A 17,004-nucleotide genomic window follows, 5' to 3' on the forward strand; every position below is an offset into this window, starting at 1 on the left:
CGGCAAGGCGTGGTTGATGTGGGCAATGGCAGTGGTCGTCTATATGGCGGCGGCGTTTCATCGTGGTTCGTTGGCAGTGGCCAGTCTTGAGGCGACAAACCGTTTCGGCGTGGGCCCGGCCGCACTCGGTACGTTCACTGTGCTGCAACTGCTTGTCTACGCGGCGATGCAGGTCCCAACTGGGCTTCTGGTCGACCGGTTCGGCCCGCGTAAGACCCTTTTCATGGCTGCCCTGCTGATGGGGACCGGCCAGGTGCTGTTCGCGGTCGCGACGTCCTACCCGCTAGGCCTGATCGCCCGTGCGGTACTGGGTTTCGGCGACGCTATGACGTTCATCAGCTTGCTGCGCCTCACTTCCGCGTACTTCTCCGCACGCCAGTACTCGCTTGTGGTCTCCTTCACCGCGGCTCTGGGCGGTCTCGGCAGTCTTGCCTCGACAGTCCCACTGACCGCGCTGCTGAACTCCGCCGGCTGGACGACGACGTTTTTGATCACCGGTCTGGTGACGGCGGGCTACGCGTTGGTCGCGCTCCGGCTGAGGGACACGCCCGAAGGCCCGGCACCGCGCGCGGAGCCGGCGAAACTGCGGACCGTGGCCCGCAGTGTGGTGCACTCGTGGCAGGTTCCCGGTACCCGGCTGGGTTTCTGGGTGCACTTCGCCACCATGCAGGCGCCCGCGGTGCTCAGCCTGCTCTGGGGATTCCCGTATCTCGTTGGCGCGCACGGACTTTCCGAGCAGGCGGCCAGTTCGGTGCTCGGTGTGATGGTGATCGTGGCGGTCGTCAGCGGCCCGCTGATCGGTGCCTTGATCGGGCCTCGGCCGGAGCTGCGGATGCCGCTCGTCGCGGGCTATCTCGTACTCGAAGTCCTGCTGTGGACGGCATTGCTGGTCCTGCCTATGTCTGCTGTGCTGCTGGGTGTCGTGTTCGGACTGCTGGCGCTCGGTTTGCCGTTGTCCGCCATCGGGTTCTCGATCGCCCGCGACTACAACCCGATCAGCCGGGTCGGTACGGCGAGTGGCGTGGTCAACGTCGGCGGCTTCCTGGCGACGACGATCGCGGCGTTCGGTATCGGCCTGATGCTGGATCTGACCGGCTCGTTCCCCTTGGCGCTGCTGATCCCGGCCGCGCTGATGTCGCTGGGAATCTGGCGCACGGCCGTGTGGTGGCGGCGGGCGCGGGCCGCGATCTTCGCGGCGGAGGCCCGTGGCGAGTCCGTCCCGGTCCGGATCCGGCAGCGCCGTTGGGACTCGGTGGCAGTCGCTGCATCTTGACCATGGCGACAATATGCCAGCGGTCACGCCGAATCACCTGAATCGGCGTGACCAGGCCGGATCAGGCGATCATCGACTTGAGCGTGTCCAGGGAGTCCTCCGGGCTCAGTGCCCGCGCGGCGAGGTCCTCCAGCGTCATCCGGACGGCTGAAGTGCGGCTGTCGTCCTGGCTCTGTGCCAGACCGAGCACCGTGTCGGTGAAAACGATGTCCGGCTCCTGGGGGTCGTCGAAATCGAGCAGGATCACCGACCCGTCGAGCCCACTGTGCGGCCCGGCGGACTGCGGCACGATCCGTACCGTCACGTTGGGCATCTGCGCCCGCTCGACCAGCAGGATCAGCTGTTCGCGGTCGACTCCCTGACAGAGTGTGGGTTCGTGCACGAGGGCGTGCAGGACCAGCGGTTTCTCACCGTCGAACAGCCGTTCCTGGCGGCGCGTCCGGACGGCCACCGCGGCCTCGACCTCCTTGGCGTCGCATGCGGGAACCGCCGCGCACAGGCATCTGCGTGCGTAGCTCTCGGTCTGCAGCAACGCGGGCAGCCGGCCGAGCTGGAATTCGAACATCCTCGAGGCTTCCTGCTCCATGCAGACGTAACTGGAGTCGCGCAGGCCGTATTGCCGCCACCAGCCGCGTTTCCGGGCGCGCTCCCATTGTTCGAGGTATGGCGCACATTGTTCCGGTGTCAGTCCGTAGAGTTTCAGCATCGCGCGGGTCTCGTGATAGCCGGGCAGCTGGCCGTTCTCGATCCGGCTGAGTTTCTGCAAGGTCAGGTGCAGCCGTGTCCCGGCTTCGTCCTGCGTCATGCCGGTCTGTTCACGCAGGCGCTTCAGTTCGCGCAGCAACTGCCTGCCGTGGAAGTTCGGCATTCCGGGGGTTCCCATGTCTTCACTCCTGAGTAACGTGGTGGCCGCCGAGAATGACTGCTTGTGGTGACGTATCAGGAATCGTGACCACCGGCTGGCCAATGGCACCTTGACCGGAATGAAAGAGACCACGGCCTGTAGCCGGGAACTGGGCTTCGAATTGCGCCGCCGTCGCGAACTGGTGGGATTGTCCTCGGTGGAACTCGCCGACCGGCTGGGCTGGTCGCACTCCAAGATGTCCAGGCTGGAGACGGGATGGCGGGGTGCCGCGGAGACCGACGTGGTGCAGTACCTGGCCATGCTGGGATATTCCGCGAACGAGATGCGCGGGTTGCGGGCGCTGAGTCGCGAATCGGCACGGGATCTCGGCTACTGGCTCGGCAGTGTGGAATCGCTGGGATTTCACGAAGGACTGGCCGAGGTCTGCGTGACATATTGCCCGGAAGCGGTCCCCGGTCCGATGCAGGTGGGTGACAAGACCGTGTTCCGGCCGAATCCGAAACGGATTTTCCTGCTGCACGAACGGGTGCTGGCCGGAATGAGTCTCGACCAGGTGTTGAAGCTGTTGTTGCTCACCGAAATGCCGTTCATCTCGGTCCAGGTGGTACAAGGCGGTGAGATTTACGGCGGTGGATTCCGGATGCTGCAGTTCAACGCCCACCGGCCGCTGGTCTATGTGGAAGGCGAATACGTCGGGCTGTTCCTGGAAGACCACGACGCCGTGACCGCGTACTGCGCGCTGGCCGGCCGGATCGCCGACGCCTGCATGGACGCCGCCCAGACCCGTGAGCAGCTCGTCGAGATGGCCGCCTACGCGCAAGCAGGCTCCGGATGAGGCCGATGCCCAGGTCGGTTCCGCCGGACGCGGACGGGATGTGAGGATTCCGCGTGTGTCAGCCAAACGCCCCACTCCGCCGCCCGGCCTCGTCGTGATCGACAAGGCACCGGGCATGACCTCGCACGATGTCGTCGCCAGGGTGCGGCGCATCCTCGGTACCCGCAAGGTCGGCCATGCCGGCACGCTCGACCCGATGGCCACCGGTGTGCTGGTGCTCGGCGTCGAGCGGGCCACCAAGCTGCTGGGTCATCTGGCCCTGGACACCAAGGTGTACCTGGGCACGATCAAGCTCGGCTCGGCCACCACGACCGACGACGCCGAGGGCGAGATCCTGTCCGAAATGGACGCCTCAGCGGTGGCGGAGGGCGCGATCCGGGCCGGGATCGCCAAGCTCACCGGCGACATCATGCAGGTCCCCAGCTCGGTCAGCGCGGTCAAGATCGACGGCAAACGGGCCTACGCCCGCGTCCGCGAAGGCGAGACGGTCGAGATCCCGGCCCGCCCGGTGACCATCAACCGGTTCGACATCCTCAGCATCCGCCGGGAAGGCACGTCCACCGAGCTCGACGTGATGGTCGACTGCTCATCCGGCACATACGTCCGTGCCCTGGCCCGTGACCTGGGCGCGGACCTGGGCGTCGGCGGGCACCTGGCCGCTCTGCGCCGCACCCGTGTCGGCCCGTTCGACCTGCGGGTCGCGCGGACCCTGGAGCAGCTAGAGCAGGAGCCTGGCCTGTCGCTCAACCTGGACGACTCGGTGTCCACAGCGTTCGCGCGTTACGACGCGGACGAGCGTCAGACGGCCGCATTGCGCTATGGGCAACGGATCCCGGCCGCAGGCGTGCAGGGTACGTACGGTGTGTTCGACCCGGACGGGCATGTGCTGGCGCTCGCGACCGACGAAGGTTCTGTGGCGAGGGCCATAGTCGTGCTTGCCCCTGCGGGATAAATATCCCTGGACCACGTACGCTGCAGATCGTGCAGCGATGGCGCGGGTTGGAGCATCTGCCGGGCGGCTGGGGGCGCTGTGTGGCCACCATCGGCGTATTCGACGGAGTGCACCGAGGTCACCAGGGACTCATTCAGCGGGCAGTGGAACTGGCCGGACAACGAGATGTGCCGAGTGTGGTGGTCACCTTCGACCCTCACCCGTCCGAGGTCGTCCGTCCGGGCAGTCATCCGGCGCAGCTGACCACGCTGCGCCGCAAGGCCGAACTGGTCGAACAGCTCGGGGTGGACGTGTTCTGCGTGCTGCCGTTCACGCCCGAACTGTCCAAGATGCCGGGTGACGAGTTCGTGCACGAGGTCCTGGTCGACCGGCTGCACGCGTCGGCCGTGGTGGTCGGCGAGAACTTCCGCTTCGGCCACAAGGCACAGGGCGACATCGAGCTGCTGACCAAGCTCGGCAGCCGGTTCGGCTTCGTGGTCGAGGGCGCGAAGTTGCTCACCTCGGCGACCAATGGGGAGATCACCTTCTCCTCCACGTACGTCCGGGCCTGCGTCGACGCCGGTGACGTGGTCGCCGCGCAGGCCGCGCTCGGCCGTCCGCACCGGCTGGAGGGCATCGTCGTGCGTGGCGACGGCCGCGGCCATGAACTGGGATTCCCGACGGCCAACCTGTCGACGCCGAGGTACACCGCCGTGCCGGCGGACGGCGTCTACGCGTGCCGGTTCACGCTGCTGGCCAGCAGCGGCCAGCGGTCGCTGAACGCCGCCGTGTCGGTGGGCACCAACCCGACATTCTCCGGCCGGGAGCGCCGCGTCGAGGCGTTCGTGCTCGACGTCGACGAGGACTTCTACGGCCAGCGGGTCGGCCTGGACTTCATCGAGCGGTTGCGGCCGATGGAACGCTACGACACCGTCGAGGCTCTGGTCGATCAGATGCACCTCGACGTGGCCAGGGCCCGGGAGGTGCTCGGCGAGGGCTGAGCGGGCCCCGATCGGGAAACGTCATTTCGCCTCGCCAGGTGTTCTGGCCTGGCAGGATGCAGGTCGAGCGACCCTGCGACGAGGGGCAAAGGTGGAGGACCAGAAGATCGTCCAGCGCAACCTGGAGCTGCAGAAACAGTGGTACGGCGAACCGCTGGGCGACCGTGTCCGGCGGCTGGTGGTGGCCTTCGACGTCTCCCAGGCCAACCTCGCCGACGTGCTCGGGATCAGCGCCCCCATGCTCAGCCAGGTGATGAGCGGCCGCCGGGCCAAGATCGGCAACCCGGCCGTGCTGGCCAGACTGATCATGCTGGAACGCAAGGTGCTCACCCCGGAGGTCGCCTCCGGCCGCCGTGAGGCGCTGCAGAAGGCTCTTGAGGACGTCCGGGACTCCAATCCCACCGTCAGCCGCGAGATGCTCCCGGTCGACCCGGGCCGGGCCGACCGGGCCGGGCTCGTGCTGCTGCGGCGTGTCGCCACCCCGGACGAGCTGGCCGAGGCCGCCCGGCTGCTGGACGGCCGGTTCCCTGGCCTGGCCGAGGTGCTGCGCCGCGCGGGTGCCCTGACGTGAGGCTGTTCACTGCGGCGATCCCGCCGCCCGAGGTCGCCGACCACCTGGAAGCCGCGCTGGCGAGCGTGCCCGGGATGACCTACCGGGCGCCCCGTGCGGCCTGGCACATCACCCTCGGCTACTACGGCGAGGAAGATCCAGCCGGCCGGATTCCGTGGGTGCGGTCCCGGCTGACCAGCGTGGCGCGGCCACGCGTCGCACTGGCCAAACTGGGCAACTTCGGTGAAACGCTGCTCATGCGTGTGTCCACTCCGGACAAGAGATTGGCCGATCTCGCGGCGGTGCTGCGCTGGGACGACAAACATCCCGAGTACATCCCGCATCTGACCGTGGGCCGTGGGCCGCTGGTGGATCTGCCGTACGCCGGTCCGGAGTGGACTGTCGACGAGGTCGTGTTGCTCGGCGCTGAGAAACGCCATGATTACACAGTCGTCGACCGCATCGGGCTACCCGCTTAGTCCCCGCGCTGGCGACGTTCCCGGGCGCGGCGCCCGGCGTCGACGCGGGCCTTGCGTTGCATGACCGAGTTCGGGTTGCTGGGCGGCCCCAGGATCGTGCAACCGACCTCGAAGTCCTCCTGCGCCTGCCGGTACTCCTCAGCCCGGCGCTCCATGAATTCCTTGAATCCCATCATGTCCTCCCGTTTCAGTTGACAGATTCACGCCATGCGGCGAAGAAGCGTGCGGGTGCGAGCACCGCGAGGCAGTACAGGGTGAGGTAGACCACCAGAACGCCCAGAACCACCGGATACGTCCACACCACGTAACTCGTGTACTGGGGATCACCGTCCTTGTACCCCATGAAGGCGCCCAGCCCGGCCACCACAAGGGCAAGCCCGGCCATCCCGCCGGGTACGCACAGCCATAGCAGGAACGTCGCGGAACCGCCCTTGGCCGCCCAGTAGTTGGCGGTGAGCACGAGCACCACGGCGATCAGGAACCACACTGTGACGAACCCGTCCCAGTGCGCGTTGTCCGGAACCTTGGCCCAGTTGGCGAAGTCCGGCAGTGGCACGCCGGGCTGCAGCCCGAGGAACACCGACAGCTCGACCGCGATGAAGTAGCTCAGCAGCAGGTATCCGGCTTGTGCCAGGCCAAGTCCCACCGAGGTACGGGCGACCCGGGTCCTGCCGTCAGGGTCCAAAGAGGACACCCCGGCGTATGCCCGGCGGGCGAGCCTTGCCGCGGCGACACCTGCCTGCCACCACGCGTACAGGAACATCGCCACCGCGACACCGACCGCGATCAGGCTTTCCGGTCCCCACAACCGTTCCAGCAGGATCACGAACGCGTCGTCGGGATTGGTCAGGTCCGGCGCGGTCATGGCCTGCCCAGCGTCTCACTCTGGCCGCGGATCTCCCCGGCGGTGAAGCCCGCCTGTCTTCGCAACAGTTTCATGTGGACCTCCTGGCTCGGTTGCCTGCCAGGAAAGCGTGCCTGCCCGGACCGCCCGTCGTCTGTCCTCGATTTCCGGTACATCACGCGACAGCCGAGACGCAGGTCGCCTCCTCGGTGGCATCGCTGAGGGTGACTGGTGGCCACAGCCCAATCCTGCGGTTTATCAGGCCCTCAAGCGGGCAAACCTCTAAGGGACATCCATATCACCAGGGAGTAGGTCATGGCTGAGTCAGTACGGGCACGCGTACAGCCCACCCAGGTGCTGGCCGGACTAGTCGCACTGGCGTTCCTCACGCTGGGCATCGCCGGCTTCGTGCGCACCGGTTTCAGCGATTTCGCCGGGCACGGGCACGGCATGCTGCTCGGCTTCGCGATCAACCCGCTACACAACATCGTGCACCTGCTCTTCGGTGTGGTCGGTGTGCTGCTGGCGTGGAGCTCGGTCACCGCACGGCTGTACGGCTGGCTGCTGTTCGCGGGCTACGGCGTACTGGTGATCTGGGGCCTGGCGATCGTCGGGCTGACGTCCACGAACCCGGTCTCCGAGCTGGGCAACCCACTGAACCTCAACATCGCCGACAACTGGCTGCACCTCGGCATCGCCGTACTCGGCCTGGTCGTCGCGATCGTCCCCGCCCGCAGGCGAATCGTGCAGACCGAACCCGAGCGCACCCCTGTCGAAGAGCCGATCACCGACCCAGTCCCGGTCCAGCAGCCCGTGGCAACCGACCGCACCGAACCCGAAACCACCACCGAAGAGCAGCAACACAAGCCCCGCGGCTTGCACAGGTTGAGCAGCCTCCGCAACCGCTCAGCGCACTGAAAATTAATCCCAAAGAGTGAAGCGGGTGCTGCCCACGAGCATCGCTGGAGGGCGTTCCGGGTCATGATGATCGCCGATGACCTGGAACGTTCTCCTGGTGGAAGGCATAAAGGAGCCCCAGGCGCATGCAAGCAGAGGCGCCACTGGGGCGTTCGTCGTCGACGTTAGCATCCGGGAGTGTCATCCGTCGAGGTCGATGTACCTGCTGTGTGGAACATGTTTTCCGAGCCCCGGATGGCGCCATACCTGCCGCTCGCCGCGCATGACAAGGGCGTAGCGCTCGGCCTGTACGAGTGGAGTGCTCGGACATCGTCTGCGGTGTTCGAGGTCGTCGGGCACCTCGAGGTGCTGCTACGCAATGCACTTGATCGCTGTATGCGCGAGTACTTCCGTGAAGATCAATGCGGGATTCCGTGGTTCCTGCTGCCTACTCCTGGCGGCGAGCACGGTTGACGACACCGTTGTCGTATCGGCAAAGCAAGCGTGGTCACTCTATGAGGAGTGCCAGGCCTATGTGTGCCAACCTGGAAGAAGCTTCCGGCCGATCGAACGCATGGCGTTCTACGCCGACCGGGAGATCAAGCCGGACATCCCGGCTGTTGTCCACCGGCGCGACAATGTCGAGTGGACCTGTGAGGAGGCTGCTCGACTGCGCGCGTCGGCAGACCGATTCGATCGGAAGATCGCCACGGTGATCGGCACATCGGTGGCGACGTGGACCGACGGGCGGTATCAGGTCTTCCTGCTGACGCCTCGAGGGCATCCCGACCACCGCGAGCTGCGTGCCGCGCTGCCGCACCAAGCGAGCGGTCGCGGCTCGGCTTTCGTTCGAAGCCAACGATATGTGTCGCTTCACGCTCTTGAGACGGCCACAACAACGGCCGATCTCTGAAGGTTTGGCGCACTAGCCTGCGAGGTACTTCAAGACGGCCAGGACGCGACGGTGGTCGGCTTCTGAGGGTGGTAGTCCGAGCTTGGCGAAGATGCTGCTGATGTGCTTCTCCACCGAGCCTTCGGAGATGAACATGGCTTTGGCGATCGCTGTGTTCGTCCGGCCCTCGGCCATCAGGCTGAGCACCTCGCGTTCCCGCGCGGTGAGCGCGGACAGGTCCTGGGCGCGCCGACTCGCGCCCAGGACCTGGGTCACGACCTCGGGGTCCAGGACTGTGCCGCCGTCGGCGATCTGTTCGCAGGCGGAGAGGAAGTCCTTGACGTCCGCGACCCGGTCCTTCAGCAGGTAGCCGACTCCTCGTGCTCCGCTTGCCAGCAGTTCGGCGGCGTAACGCGTTTCGATGTGCTGGGAGAACACCAGCAGACCGACCGACGGATGCGTTTTACGCACAGCCAGCGCCGCACGGATGCCCTCGTCGGTGAATGTGGGCGGCATTCGTACGTCCACCACCGCGATGTCCGGGACGTGTTCGGCGATCGCCTCCGCCAGGGCCTCTCCCGTGCTGACCGCGGCCTGGACTTCGTGCCCGCGTGTGGTCAGCAGCAGCGACAGTCCATCCCTGAGTACCGCGCTGTCCTCGGCGATGACGATCCTCATGGCGGGAATGAGATCACGATCTCGGTGGGGCCTCCAGACGGGCTGGAGACCCGCACTGTTCCGTCCACTGTGGCCACTCGTTCGCGTAGCCCGGTCAGTCCGGAGCCGGGTTTGGCCTCTGCGCCGCCGATTCCGTTGTCCGTCACGGCGATCCGTAGCGGCATACCGGTGACCGTGACCGTGGCGGCGGTCGCCTGTGAGTGTCTGGTGATGTTGGTGAGCAGCTCGGCCGTGCAGAAATAGGCGATCATCTCGATCGCGCGTGGTGGCCGTCGCGGCAATGACACCGACAGCTCGACGGGGATCGGGCTGCGGGACGCCAGCGTCGCCAGTGCGGCGTCCAGGCCCTTGTCGAGTGCCGCCGGGTGGATGCCGCGGGCCAGGTCACGCACCTCCACCAGGGCTTCTTTGGCGTTCGCGTGTGCCATGTCGACGAGCTTGCGTGTCATCTCCAGGTCCGGTTCGCCTTCGAGCTCCTCTTTGACCATCCCCAGGTGCATGGCCAGCGCGACCATCCGGGCCTGCGTTCCGTCGTGCAGGTCACGCTCGATCTGACGTAGCCGCGCGGCCGCGTCGTCGACTGCGTGCGCGCGGGTCTCCTCTAGGTCACGTACGCGTTGAGTCAGGGTCGTGGGTCCGAGCAGGCCGCGGACGAGCAGGCGATCCAGGAACAGCACGGCGTGCGTCACGTGCGGCGACGCCATGACCAGCGCCAACCCGCTGGCGGCGAAGAGCACGGCGTTCGGCCAGGTGTCGATTCTGTACCGGCCGAGCGGCAGCTGGAGGTTCTCCGAGAGCGCCCACCAGTACGTGACGTGAGTGAGCATGAACAGCCCGTACACCCAGAACCCGACCGGGATGAGGAACGTCACCAGCCCGACCGGCGCCTTGAGGATGACGTAGAGCACCGCGCGCCAGCTCGCGGCGTTCAGCAGCACCGAGGGGACGATGCCCTGCCTCGGAGCCGGTCGTGCCGGCTTGCCCACGTGCACGCCCAGCAGGGCGGAGGCCAGCCCTCGGTGCACGTTGCCGAGCCCACGCGCGAGCAGCACCCCGAGGGCCATGACGGGCAGGCCGACGAAGGCGATCGACAGCACTGTCCCCAGCAAAAGGGGAAGAACCATCAGCACCAGACCCAGTACACTCAAGGGGAGGCTGGTGAGCGCGTAGAGCAACTCGGCCCAGGTGCGCCTGGTGAACATGCCGACCAGCCTGCCCGAGCGGAGGGCGCCGGTGTACCCGGCCAGCCCCCATCCCGCTCGGTTGCCCGCGTGCGCAAGGGCCCTGATACCCTTCGTAGTTGGGTCCGGCTGCGGTCCGTGGCGGCCGGTACCGACTAACGCCGATCGGCGTCCTCACGGGACAACGAACATAGAGGAGAACACGCGTGGCGCTGACCACCGACCAGAAGAAGACGATCCTTGGCGAGTACGGCCTGCACGACTCGGACACCGGATCACCCGAGGCGCAGGTCGCCCTGCTGACCAAGCGGATCAGCGACCTGACCCGGCACCTTCAGCAGCACAAGCACGACCACCACTCCCGCCGCGGCCTGCTGCTGCTGGTGGGACGCCGCCGCCGGTTGCTCAACTACGTGGCCAAGGTGGACATCCAGCGCTACCGGACGCTGATCCAGCGTCTCGGCCTGCGCAGGTGAACCTGGAGGGGGAGCGGCCGCCGGTCGCTCCCCCTCAGCACATTTGACAAGAAGATAAGGGCTGGCGGACGGGGCAGTATTCGCGCCGGTCCTCGGTAGTGGCTCCCGGGCATGAACAAGGCCCCCGGGGGCTTCGATCGAAGACCGGCCTCGTCCACACCGCGTCGAAAGCGGAGTAGTTCCGACCGCGGGCCCGTGTACACGAGGAGAACCAACTACATGACTGACTCCCAGGAAGCTGGGGTCCACGAGACCACTGCCGTGATCGACAACGGCACGTACGGCAAGCGCACGGTCCGTTTCGAGACCGGTCGCCTCGCCCGCCAGGCGGCGGGCAGCGTGGTGGCCTACCTCGACGAGGAGACCATGCTGCTGTCGGCCACGACGGCCTCCAAGCACCCGAAGGAGCACTTCGACTTCTTCCCGCTGACCGTCGACGTCGAGGAGCGGATGTACGCGGTCGGCCGTATCCCCGGCGCGTTCTTCCGCCGTGAGGGACGGCCGTCCACCGACGCGATCCTGGCCTGCCGGCTGATCGACCGGCCGCTGCGCCCGTCCTTCGTGGACGGCCTGCGCAACGAGATCCAGGTCGTCGTCACCGTGATGAGCCTGGCCCCGCAGGACCTGTACGACGTCGTGGCGATCAACGCCGCGTCCGCCTCCACCCAGCTCGCCGGCCTGCCGTTCTCCGGCCCGGTCGGTGGCGTGCGGGTGGCTCTGATCGAGGGCCAGTGGGTCGCGTTCCCCACCTACGAGCAGCTTGAGAAGGCCGTGTTCGACATGGTCGTCGCGGGTCGCATCGTCGGCGATGACGTCGCGATCATGATGGTCGAGGCCGAGGCCACCGAGAACGTGATCGACCTGATCGGCCAGGGCGGCACCGCGCCGACCGAGCAGATCGTGGCCCAGGGTCTCGAGGCCGCCAAGCCGTTCATCCGCTCGCTGTGCATCGCGCAGCAGGAGCTGGCGGAGAAGGCCGCCAAGGCCACCGGCGAGTTCCCGCTGTTCCCGGCCTACCAGCCGGACGCCTACGAGGCCGTCGAGGCCGCCGCGTCGGCCAAGCTGGCCGAGGCGCTGACCATCGCCGGCAAGCAGGACCGCGAGACCGCGATCGACGCCGTCAAGGCCGAGGTGCTCGAGACGGTCGGTGCGCGCGAGGAGTTCGAGGGCCGCGAGAAGGAGATCGGCGCGGCGTTCCGTTCGCTGAACAAGAAGCTGGTCCGCCAGCGGATCCTGCGCGACAAGGTCCGCATCGACGGCCGTGGCCTGACCGACATCCGGCAGCTGTCGGCCGAGGTCGCCGTGATCCCGCGGGCGCACGGCTCGGCGCTGTTCGAGCGCGGCGAGACCCAGATCCTGGGTGTCACCACGCTGAACATGCTGCGGATGGAGCAGCAGATCGACTCGCTCTCGCCCGAGACGACCAAGCGCTACTTGCACCACTACAACTTCCCGCCCTACTCGACCGGTGAGACCGGCCGGGTCGGCTCGCCCAAGCGCCGCGAAATCGGCCACGGCGCGCTTGCCGAGCGGGCGCTTGTTCCGGTGCTGCCCAAGCGGGACGAGTTCCCGTACGCGCTGCGTCAGGTGTCGGAGGCGTTGGGCTCCAACGGTTCCACCTCGATGGGCTCGGTGTGTGCCTCGACGCTGTCGATGCTGAACGCCGGTGTCCCGCTCAAGGCCCCGGTCGCCGGTATCGCCATGGGTCTCGTCTCCGACGAGGTCGACGGCAAGACCGAGTACGTCGCGCTGACCGACATCCTCGGTGCCGAGGACGCGTTCGGCGACATGGACTTCAAGGTCGCCGGCACCAAGGACTTCGTGACCGCGCTGCAGCTGGACACGAAGCTCGACGGCATCCCCTCCGAGGTCCTGGCCGGCGCGCTGTCGCAGGCCTACGACGCCCGGCTGACGATCCTCGAGGTCATCGCCGAGGCGATCGACAAGCCGGACGAGATGAGCGCCTACGCCCCGCGCGTGACCAGCGTGAAGATCCCGGTGGACAAGATCGGCGAGGTCATCGGCCCGAAGGGCAAGATGATCAACTCGATCACCGAGGAGACCGGCGCCGACATCTCCATCGAGGACGACGGCACGATCTACGTCGGTGCGGCGGACGGCCCCTCGGCCGAGGCCGCGATCGAGCGGATCAACGCCATCGCCAACCCGCAGCTGCCGAAGGTCGGCGAGCGCTTCCTGGGCACGGTCGTCAAGACCGCCGCCTTCGGCGCGTTCGTCTCCCTGCTGCCGGGCAAGGACGGCCTGGTGCACATCTCCAAGCTGGGCAACGGCAAGCGCATCGGCAAGGTCGAGGACGTCGTCAAGGTCGGTGACAAGCTCCGTGTGGAGATCGCCGACATCGACGCCCGCGGCAAGATCAGCCTGATCCTGGTCAAGGAGGACGAGGCCGAGAAGCCGGCCGAGTCCCCCGCGCCGGCCACCGAAGAGGCGACGCAGGAGCCTGCAACCACGTGACGGTTCGCAACGGTGCTGCCCCGGGTCTCTCCCGGGGCAGTGCCTTCCTTCAGAAGCCCGGCACCACCCGGACGTTGGAGCGCACCGAGCAGGGCGAGGTCCGCCGCACCCTGCTGCCCGGTGGGCTGCGGGTCGTGACCGAGCACGTTCCCGGTGTGCGGTCGGCTTCGGTCGGCATGTGGGTCGGTGTCGGTTCCCGTGACGAGCAGCCAAGCGTCGCCGGGGCCGCGCACTATCTGGAGCACCTGCTCTTCAAGAGCACGTCCCGGCGGACTGCCCAGCAGATCGCCGAGGAGATCGACGCCGTCGGCGGCGAGCTGAACGCGTTCACCGCCAAGGAACACACGTGCTACTACGCGCACGTCCTCGACGAGGACCTGCCGCTGGCCGTGGACCTGGTGTGCGACGTGGTGTTCGAGGCACTGCTGGCCGAGCGCGACATGGAGACCGAGCGCAGCGTCGTGCTCGAAGAGATCGCGATGCGCGACGACGACCCGGAAGACCTGCTGCACGACGCCTTCTGCGCGGCACTGCTGCCGGATCACACACTGGGCCGTCCAGTCCTCGGGACCGAGAAGTCGATTACCGAGCTGAGCCGCAACGCGCTGTACGGCTTCTACAAGCGTCGCTACACGCTGCCGCGGATGGTCTTCGCGGTGGCCGGCAACATCAAGCACGCCGACGTGCTTCGCTTGGTGCGTAAGGCTCTCCGCGCTCGCCTGGTCGGCGAGGTCGCTCCGCTGCCCGCGCGCAAGGGCCGTGCTCGCATTGCGGGCGCGCCTCGGCTCGTGCTGCACACCGAGGACACCGAGCAGACGCACCTGATGCTTGGCGTGCGTGCGCTGGACCGTCATGACGAACGCCGTTTCACCCTTGGCGTGCTGAACGCAGCTTTGGGCGGCGGCATGAGTTCGCGGCTGTTCCAGGAGGTCCGGGAGAACCGTGGGATGGCGTACCAGGTGTACTCCTCGGTCGCGTCCTATTCGGACACCGGGCACCTCTCTGTTTACGCGGGCGTGCAGCCGGATCGTCTCGGCGAGACGGCTTCGGTCATCCGTGAGGTCCTGCACAAGGTGGCTCGTGAAGGCCTGTCCGACGCGGAAGTGGCCCGTGGCAAGGGGCAGTTGCGTGGTGGACTCGTGCTTGGCTTGGAGGACACCAGTTCCCGGATGTCGCGGATCGGCAAGGGCGAGCTGACGTACGGCAACTACCTGACCGTCGGCGAGACCCTCGGCCGGATCGACGCGGTGACCGGTGAGGACATCGCGTTGCTGGCAAAGGAATTGCTGTCCCGCCCGATAGCAGCCGCCGTTGTCGGCCCGTACGCGCACACCGACGACGTGCCGGTCGAAGTGCATGAGGTGATTCGATGATCCGCGTCGGCGTCCTGGGTGCCCGGGGCCGGATGGGCACCGAGGTCTGCCAAGCGGTGTCCGGCGCCCCGGACATGGAACTCGTCGCACAGATCGACATCGGCGACGAGCTGACGGACCTGTCCGACGCCGGTGCCGATGTCGTCGTCGACTTCACGCACCCGGACGCGGCGCTGGACAACGTCCGGTTCGCCGCGGAGCACGGAATCCACAGTGTGGTAGGCACTTCCGGCTTCTCTGCGGACAAGCAGGCGGCTGTCACGCAGCTGCTGGAGGACAAGCCCGGGGTCGGCGTGGTCATCGCGCCGAACTTCGCCATCGGTGCTGTGTTGTCGATGCGCTTCGCCGAGCTGGCCGCGAAGTACTACGAGTCAGTCGAGATCATCGAACTGCACCACCCGCGCAAGGTCGACGCTCCATCCGGCACGGCCGCGCACACCGCCCGCCTGATCGAGGCCGCTCGCACAGCCGCAGGCCTCGGCAAAGCCCCCGACGCGACCACCCAGGAACTGGATGGCGCGCGCGGAGCCCTGGTCGACGACGTCCGCGTCCACTCAGTCCGGCTGTCCGGCCTGGTCGCCCACCAGGAAGTGCTCTTCGGCGGTGAAGGGGAGACCCTGACGATCCGGCACGACTCGCTGCACCGGACATCCTTCATGCCCGGCGTCCTGCTGGCCGTGCGGTCAATCATGGGCCGCTCTGGCCTGATCGTCGGCCTCGACAAGCTCATGGACCTATGAAACTGTCCGCCCGGACAACAGCGCTGCTCCTGACAGCGGCGCTGGCGCTGTACTTCGTCCTGTTGACCGGGCGGGCAGTAGCTCTACTGAGAACCGGCACTGGCGTAGGCATCGGCCTCGGCGTCGGTGTTCTCCTGCTTCCGATCGTCGGCGCTTGGGTGGTGTACGCCACGATCCGTTTCGGCCTGCGAATCGAACAACTGGCCCAGCGTCTGGCCGCCGAAGGCACCCTCCCCGACACTTCGGACCTGCCCCGCATGCCTTCCGGCCGTATCGACCGCTCTGCCGCCGACGCCTGGTTCGAAGAACGCCGTGCGGAGGTCGAGGGTGCCCCCGAAGACTGGCGTGCCTGGTTCCGCCTGGCGCACGGCTACGACATAGCCGGCGACAGAAGGCGAGCCCGCGAAGCCATGCGCAAAGCCCTGGAACTCGCCTCCTGATCAGAGGTTCAATCCAGCTGCTAGAGGGTCACGACCCACGCCTTCACTACATGGCAACCATTCGCCGTGCCATTGACATCGGAGAACGGCCCTCGGCCTGTCTGGGGCTTGTACACCACGGCCCCGTCGATATTCCTCGTGTAAGGCCAGTGTCCCGAGTTGCACTCAACCCTTACGTGATAGCTTCCGAAGCCCTCGCGGCAGTATCCGTAACCGATGTTCTGTTGCTTGTCCACAGTCGCAGTACAGCCCCACACTTCCGCCTGGGCGGGTGTTGCGCCAAGTACGACAAGGAATGGGATGGCAACGGCCGTGACGGCAGCACCGATCAGCGACTTCATATCTCCCCCTTTTTTCTGCGAAAACACGTGCAGCGTGGTCGACACGACACGGTCAGGTGGGCAGCCGGCGAACCGGGTACCTTGATCACCTACAGTAGGGTCCGCCGCCCAGCGGGGCCAACGGTTTCAGCCAGGGCTGAACCCTGGTCGCCTGTGCCGCTGTCAAGGGAGCCTCGCGTGGTACCAGTTTGGCCGGCCCTGGAACCAGCCTCCTAGTCAAGCAGTAACGTTCGATCTCGCCAGGCCAGCTGCAGGAGAGTCAGGCGCTTGCCGACAAGCGTGGATTCAGGCGCTCGATGGCTTCGCCGGTGATGGGAATGCCTTTGCTGGCAACGATTCGGCCTTCATCGTTCGTAGTGACCATATCGGCGAAGAGCTGGTCGAAAGTGCTGTCATCGATCACGGCGACGGTCAGTTGGATCGCGCCCAGCTCGAGAGGTTTCAGCACGAGGCCGTAGTGCCACAGCCGGAATGCTCCGGCGGCCCGTGCCTGCTCGAATGATCGGAACGGTTCATCGTCCGTGTAGACGATCGAGCCGCCGCCGTCATGCTCGGGGTTGCCAAGGAACTCTTCGGAGAAATCGCGCATGATGTTGCGCCACAACGAGAAATCTTCGCGGACGTCGGCTGGTGCCACTGATGACGGCTGAAACTCTCCGGCAGGCATGACGTGGCACAACCCGCCACCGTCAGCGACTTTGCCACCGTCACGTTCGTGCAACACGAATCGGTG

20 protein-coding genes are annotated in these 17,004 nt (G+C 66.8%); 14 read left to right on the forward strand and 6 right to left on the reverse strand.

What is annotated here, in order from left to right:
- The first annotated feature begins 16 nt into the window (after positions 1 to 16).
- Positions 17 to 1,273: an MFS transporter gene (locus tag JOF56_RS21385; RefSeq protein WP_209648386.1), complete on the forward strand. Its 1,257-nt coding sequence runs from the start codon at positions 17 to 19 to the stop codon at positions 1,271 to 1,273.
- 61 nt (positions 1,274 to 1,334) lie between these two features.
- Here JOF56_RS21385 and JOF56_RS21390 read toward each other — a convergent pair whose 3' ends face one another.
- Positions 1,335 to 2,156, reverse strand: a complete 822-nt coding sequence (locus tag JOF56_RS21390) for a helix-turn-helix domain-containing protein (protein WP_209640894.1) — start codon at positions 2,154 to 2,156, stop codon at positions 1,335 to 1,337.
- Positions 2,157 to 2,256: 100 nt separating this feature from the next.
- Here JOF56_RS21390 and JOF56_RS21395 point away from each other — a divergent pair, with 100 nt between their 5' ends.
- From JOF56_RS21395 to JOF56_RS21415, 5 genes are all read left to right on the forward strand, one after another.
- Positions 2,257 to 2,973 (forward strand): Scr1 family TA system antitoxin-like transcriptional regulator, encoded by a 717-nt coding sequence (locus JOF56_RS21395; protein WP_209640896.1) that lies wholly within the window; start codon positions 2,257 to 2,259, stop codon positions 2,971 to 2,973.
- A gap of 55 nt (positions 2,974 to 3,028) precedes the next feature.
- The gene (gene truB / locus JOF56_RS21400) at positions 3,029 to 3,925 is read left to right on the forward strand and encodes a tRNA pseudouridine(55) synthase TruB (RefSeq protein WP_209640897.1); all 897 of its coding nucleotides are present in this window, start codon (positions 3,029 to 3,031) and stop codon (positions 3,923 to 3,925) included.
- A 29-nt stretch (positions 3,926 to 3,954) separates the two neighbouring features.
- Positions 3,955 to 4,905: a bifunctional riboflavin kinase/FAD synthetase gene (locus JOF56_RS21405; protein WP_209640900.1), complete on the forward strand. Its 951-nt coding sequence runs from the start codon at positions 3,955 to 3,957 to the stop codon at positions 4,903 to 4,905.
- Between the two features lie 91 nt (positions 4,906 to 4,996).
- Positions 4,997 to 5,476 (forward strand): XRE family transcriptional regulator, encoded by a 480-nt coding sequence (locus tag JOF56_RS21410; RefSeq protein ID WP_209640901.1) that lies wholly within the window; start codon positions 4,997 to 4,999, stop codon positions 5,474 to 5,476.
- A complete protein-coding gene (locus tag JOF56_RS21415) occupies positions 5,473 to 5,934 on the forward strand; it encodes a 2'-5' RNA ligase family protein (protein ID WP_209640903.1) in 462 nt (153 codons plus the stop codon). Before JOF56_RS21410 ends, JOF56_RS21415 begins: the two co-directional genes overlap by 4 nt.
- Here JOF56_RS21415 and JOF56_RS21420 read toward each other — a convergent pair.
- On the reverse strand, positions 5,931 to 6,107 hold the full coding sequence (locus JOF56_RS21420) for a hypothetical protein (RefSeq protein WP_209640905.1): 177 nt from the start codon (positions 6,105 to 6,107) through the stop codon (positions 5,931 to 5,933). The genes JOF56_RS21415 and JOF56_RS21420 overlap by 4 nt on opposite strands.
- A 14-nt stretch (positions 6,108 to 6,121) precedes the next feature.
- The gene (locus tag JOF56_RS21425; RefSeq protein WP_209640907.1) at positions 6,122 to 6,799 is read right to left on the reverse strand and encodes a hypothetical protein; all 678 of its coding nucleotides are present in this window, start codon (positions 6,797 to 6,799) and stop codon (positions 6,122 to 6,124) included.
- A 294-nt stretch (positions 6,800 to 7,093) separates the two neighbouring features.
- Between JOF56_RS21425 and JOF56_RS21430 the strand changes: the two genes are divergently transcribed.
- The 3 genes from JOF56_RS21430 (at position 7,094) to JOF56_RS21440 (ending at position 8,588) form a co-directional block, all read left to right on the forward strand.
- Entirely contained in the window at positions 7,094 to 7,696 is a 603-nt protein-coding gene (locus JOF56_RS21430) for a DUF4383 domain-containing protein (protein WP_209640909.1), read from the forward strand.
- A gap of 177 nt (positions 7,697 to 7,873) precedes the next feature.
- The gene (locus tag JOF56_RS21435) at positions 7,874 to 8,149 is read left to right on the forward strand and encodes a hypothetical protein (RefSeq protein WP_209640911.1); all 276 of its coding nucleotides are present in this window, start codon (positions 7,874 to 7,876) and stop codon (positions 8,147 to 8,149) included.
- Between the two features lie 100 nt (positions 8,150 to 8,249).
- Entirely contained in the window at positions 8,250 to 8,588 is a 339-nt protein-coding gene (locus JOF56_RS21440; RefSeq protein WP_245378337.1) for a hypothetical protein, read from the forward strand.
- A gap of 12 nt (positions 8,589 to 8,600) precedes the next feature.
- Here the strand turns inward: JOF56_RS21440 and JOF56_RS21445 are convergent, their stop codons facing one another.
- Together JOF56_RS21445 and JOF56_RS21450 are read right to left on the reverse strand one after the other, a co-directional pair.
- Positions 8,601 to 9,245, reverse strand: a complete 645-nt coding sequence (locus JOF56_RS21445) for a response regulator transcription factor (RefSeq protein WP_209640912.1) — start codon at positions 9,243 to 9,245, stop codon at positions 8,601 to 8,603.
- A complete protein-coding gene (locus tag JOF56_RS21450; protein ID WP_209640915.1) occupies positions 9,242 to 10,447 on the reverse strand; it encodes a sensor histidine kinase in 1,206 nt (401 codons plus the stop codon). Before JOF56_RS21450 ends, JOF56_RS21445 begins: the two co-directional genes overlap by 4 nt.
- Before the next feature lie 185 nt (positions 10,448 to 10,632).
- On the opposite strand from JOF56_RS21450, the gene rpsO reads away from it, so the two are divergent.
- The 5 genes from rpsO (at position 10,633) to JOF56_RS21475 (ending at position 15,930) form a co-directional block, all read left to right on the forward strand.
- A complete protein-coding gene (rpsO, locus tag JOF56_RS21455) occupies positions 10,633 to 10,902 on the forward strand; it encodes a 30S ribosomal protein S15 (RefSeq protein WP_209640917.1) in 270 nt (89 codons plus the stop codon).
- A 219-nt stretch (positions 10,903 to 11,121) separates the two neighbouring features.
- Positions 11,122 to 13,377 (forward strand): polyribonucleotide nucleotidyltransferase, encoded by a 2,256-nt coding sequence (locus JOF56_RS21460; protein ID WP_209640919.1) that lies wholly within the window; start codon positions 11,122 to 11,124, stop codon positions 13,375 to 13,377.
- A complete protein-coding gene (locus JOF56_RS21465; protein WP_209640921.1) occupies positions 13,374 to 14,750 on the forward strand; it encodes a M16 family metallopeptidase in 1,377 nt (458 codons plus the stop codon). Before JOF56_RS21460 ends, JOF56_RS21465 begins: the two co-directional genes overlap by 4 nt.
- A complete protein-coding gene (dapB, locus tag JOF56_RS21470) occupies positions 14,747 to 15,490 on the forward strand; it encodes a 4-hydroxy-tetrahydrodipicolinate reductase (RefSeq protein ID WP_209640923.1) in 744 nt (247 codons plus the stop codon). Before JOF56_RS21465 ends, dapB begins: the two co-directional genes overlap by 4 nt.
- Before the next feature lie 2 nt (positions 15,491 to 15,492).
- On the forward strand, positions 15,493 to 15,930 hold the full coding sequence (locus JOF56_RS21475; RefSeq protein ID WP_209648387.1) for a hypothetical protein: 438 nt from the start codon (positions 15,493 to 15,495) through the stop codon (positions 15,928 to 15,930).
- 600 nt (positions 15,931 to 16,530) lie between these two features.
- Here the strand turns inward: JOF56_RS21475 and JOF56_RS58095 are convergent.
- Complete coding sequence (locus JOF56_RS58095) at positions 16,531 to 16,995, reverse strand: hypothetical protein (protein WP_245378338.1); 465 nt, start codon at positions 16,993 to 16,995, stop codon at positions 16,531 to 16,533.
- Positions 16,996 to 17,004 lie beyond the last annotated feature (9 nt).

It is taken from the genome of Kibdelosporangium banguiense (assembly GCF_017876405.1).
Lineage (GTDB): Bacteria > Actinomycetota > Actinomycetes > Mycobacteriales > Pseudonocardiaceae > Kibdelosporangium > Kibdelosporangium banguiense.

Excerpts from the sequence above, each read along its gene's own strand:
- JOF56_RS21390 (WP_209640894.1), bottom strand. The coding sequence starts at position 2,156 with ATGGGAACCCCCGGAATGCCGAACTTCCACGGCAGGCAGTTGCTGCGC.
- JOF56_RS21440 (WP_245378337.1), top strand. The coding sequence starts at position 8,250 with ATGGCGTTCTACGCCGACCGGGAGATCAAGCCGGACATCCCGGCTGTT.
- JOF56_RS21420 (WP_209640905.1), bottom strand. The coding sequence starts at position 6,107 with ATGGGATTCAAGGAATTCATGGAGCGCCGGGCTGAGGAGTACCGGCAG.
- dapB (WP_209640923.1), top strand. The coding sequence starts at position 14,747 with ATGATCCGCGTCGGCGTCCTGGGTGCCCGGGGCCGGATGGGCACCGAG.
- JOF56_RS21460 (WP_209640919.1), top strand. The coding sequence starts at position 11,122 with ATGACTGACTCCCAGGAAGCTGGGGTCCACGAGACCACTGCCGTGATC.
- JOF56_RS21445 (WP_209640912.1), bottom strand. The coding sequence starts at position 9,245 with ATGAGGATCGTCATCGCCGAGGACAGCGCGGTACTCAGGGATGGACTG.
- JOF56_RS21450 (WP_209640915.1), bottom strand. The coding sequence starts at position 10,447 with ATGTTCACCAGGCGCACCTGGGCCGAGTTGCTCTACGCGCTCACCAGC.
- JOF56_RS21430 (WP_209640909.1), top strand. The coding sequence starts at position 7,094 with ATGGCTGAGTCAGTACGGGCACGCGTACAGCCCACCCAGGTGCTGGCC.
- JOF56_RS21385 (WP_209648386.1), top strand. The coding sequence starts at position 17 with ATGTGGGCAATGGCAGTGGTCGTCTATATGGCGGCGGCGTTTCATCGT.
- JOF56_RS21425 (WP_209640907.1), bottom strand. The coding sequence starts at position 6,799 with ATGACCGCGCCGGACCTGACCAATCCCGACGACGCGTTCGTGATCCTG.
- JOF56_RS21395 (WP_209640896.1), top strand. The coding sequence starts at position 2,257 with ATGAAAGAGACCACGGCCTGTAGCCGGGAACTGGGCTTCGAATTGCGC.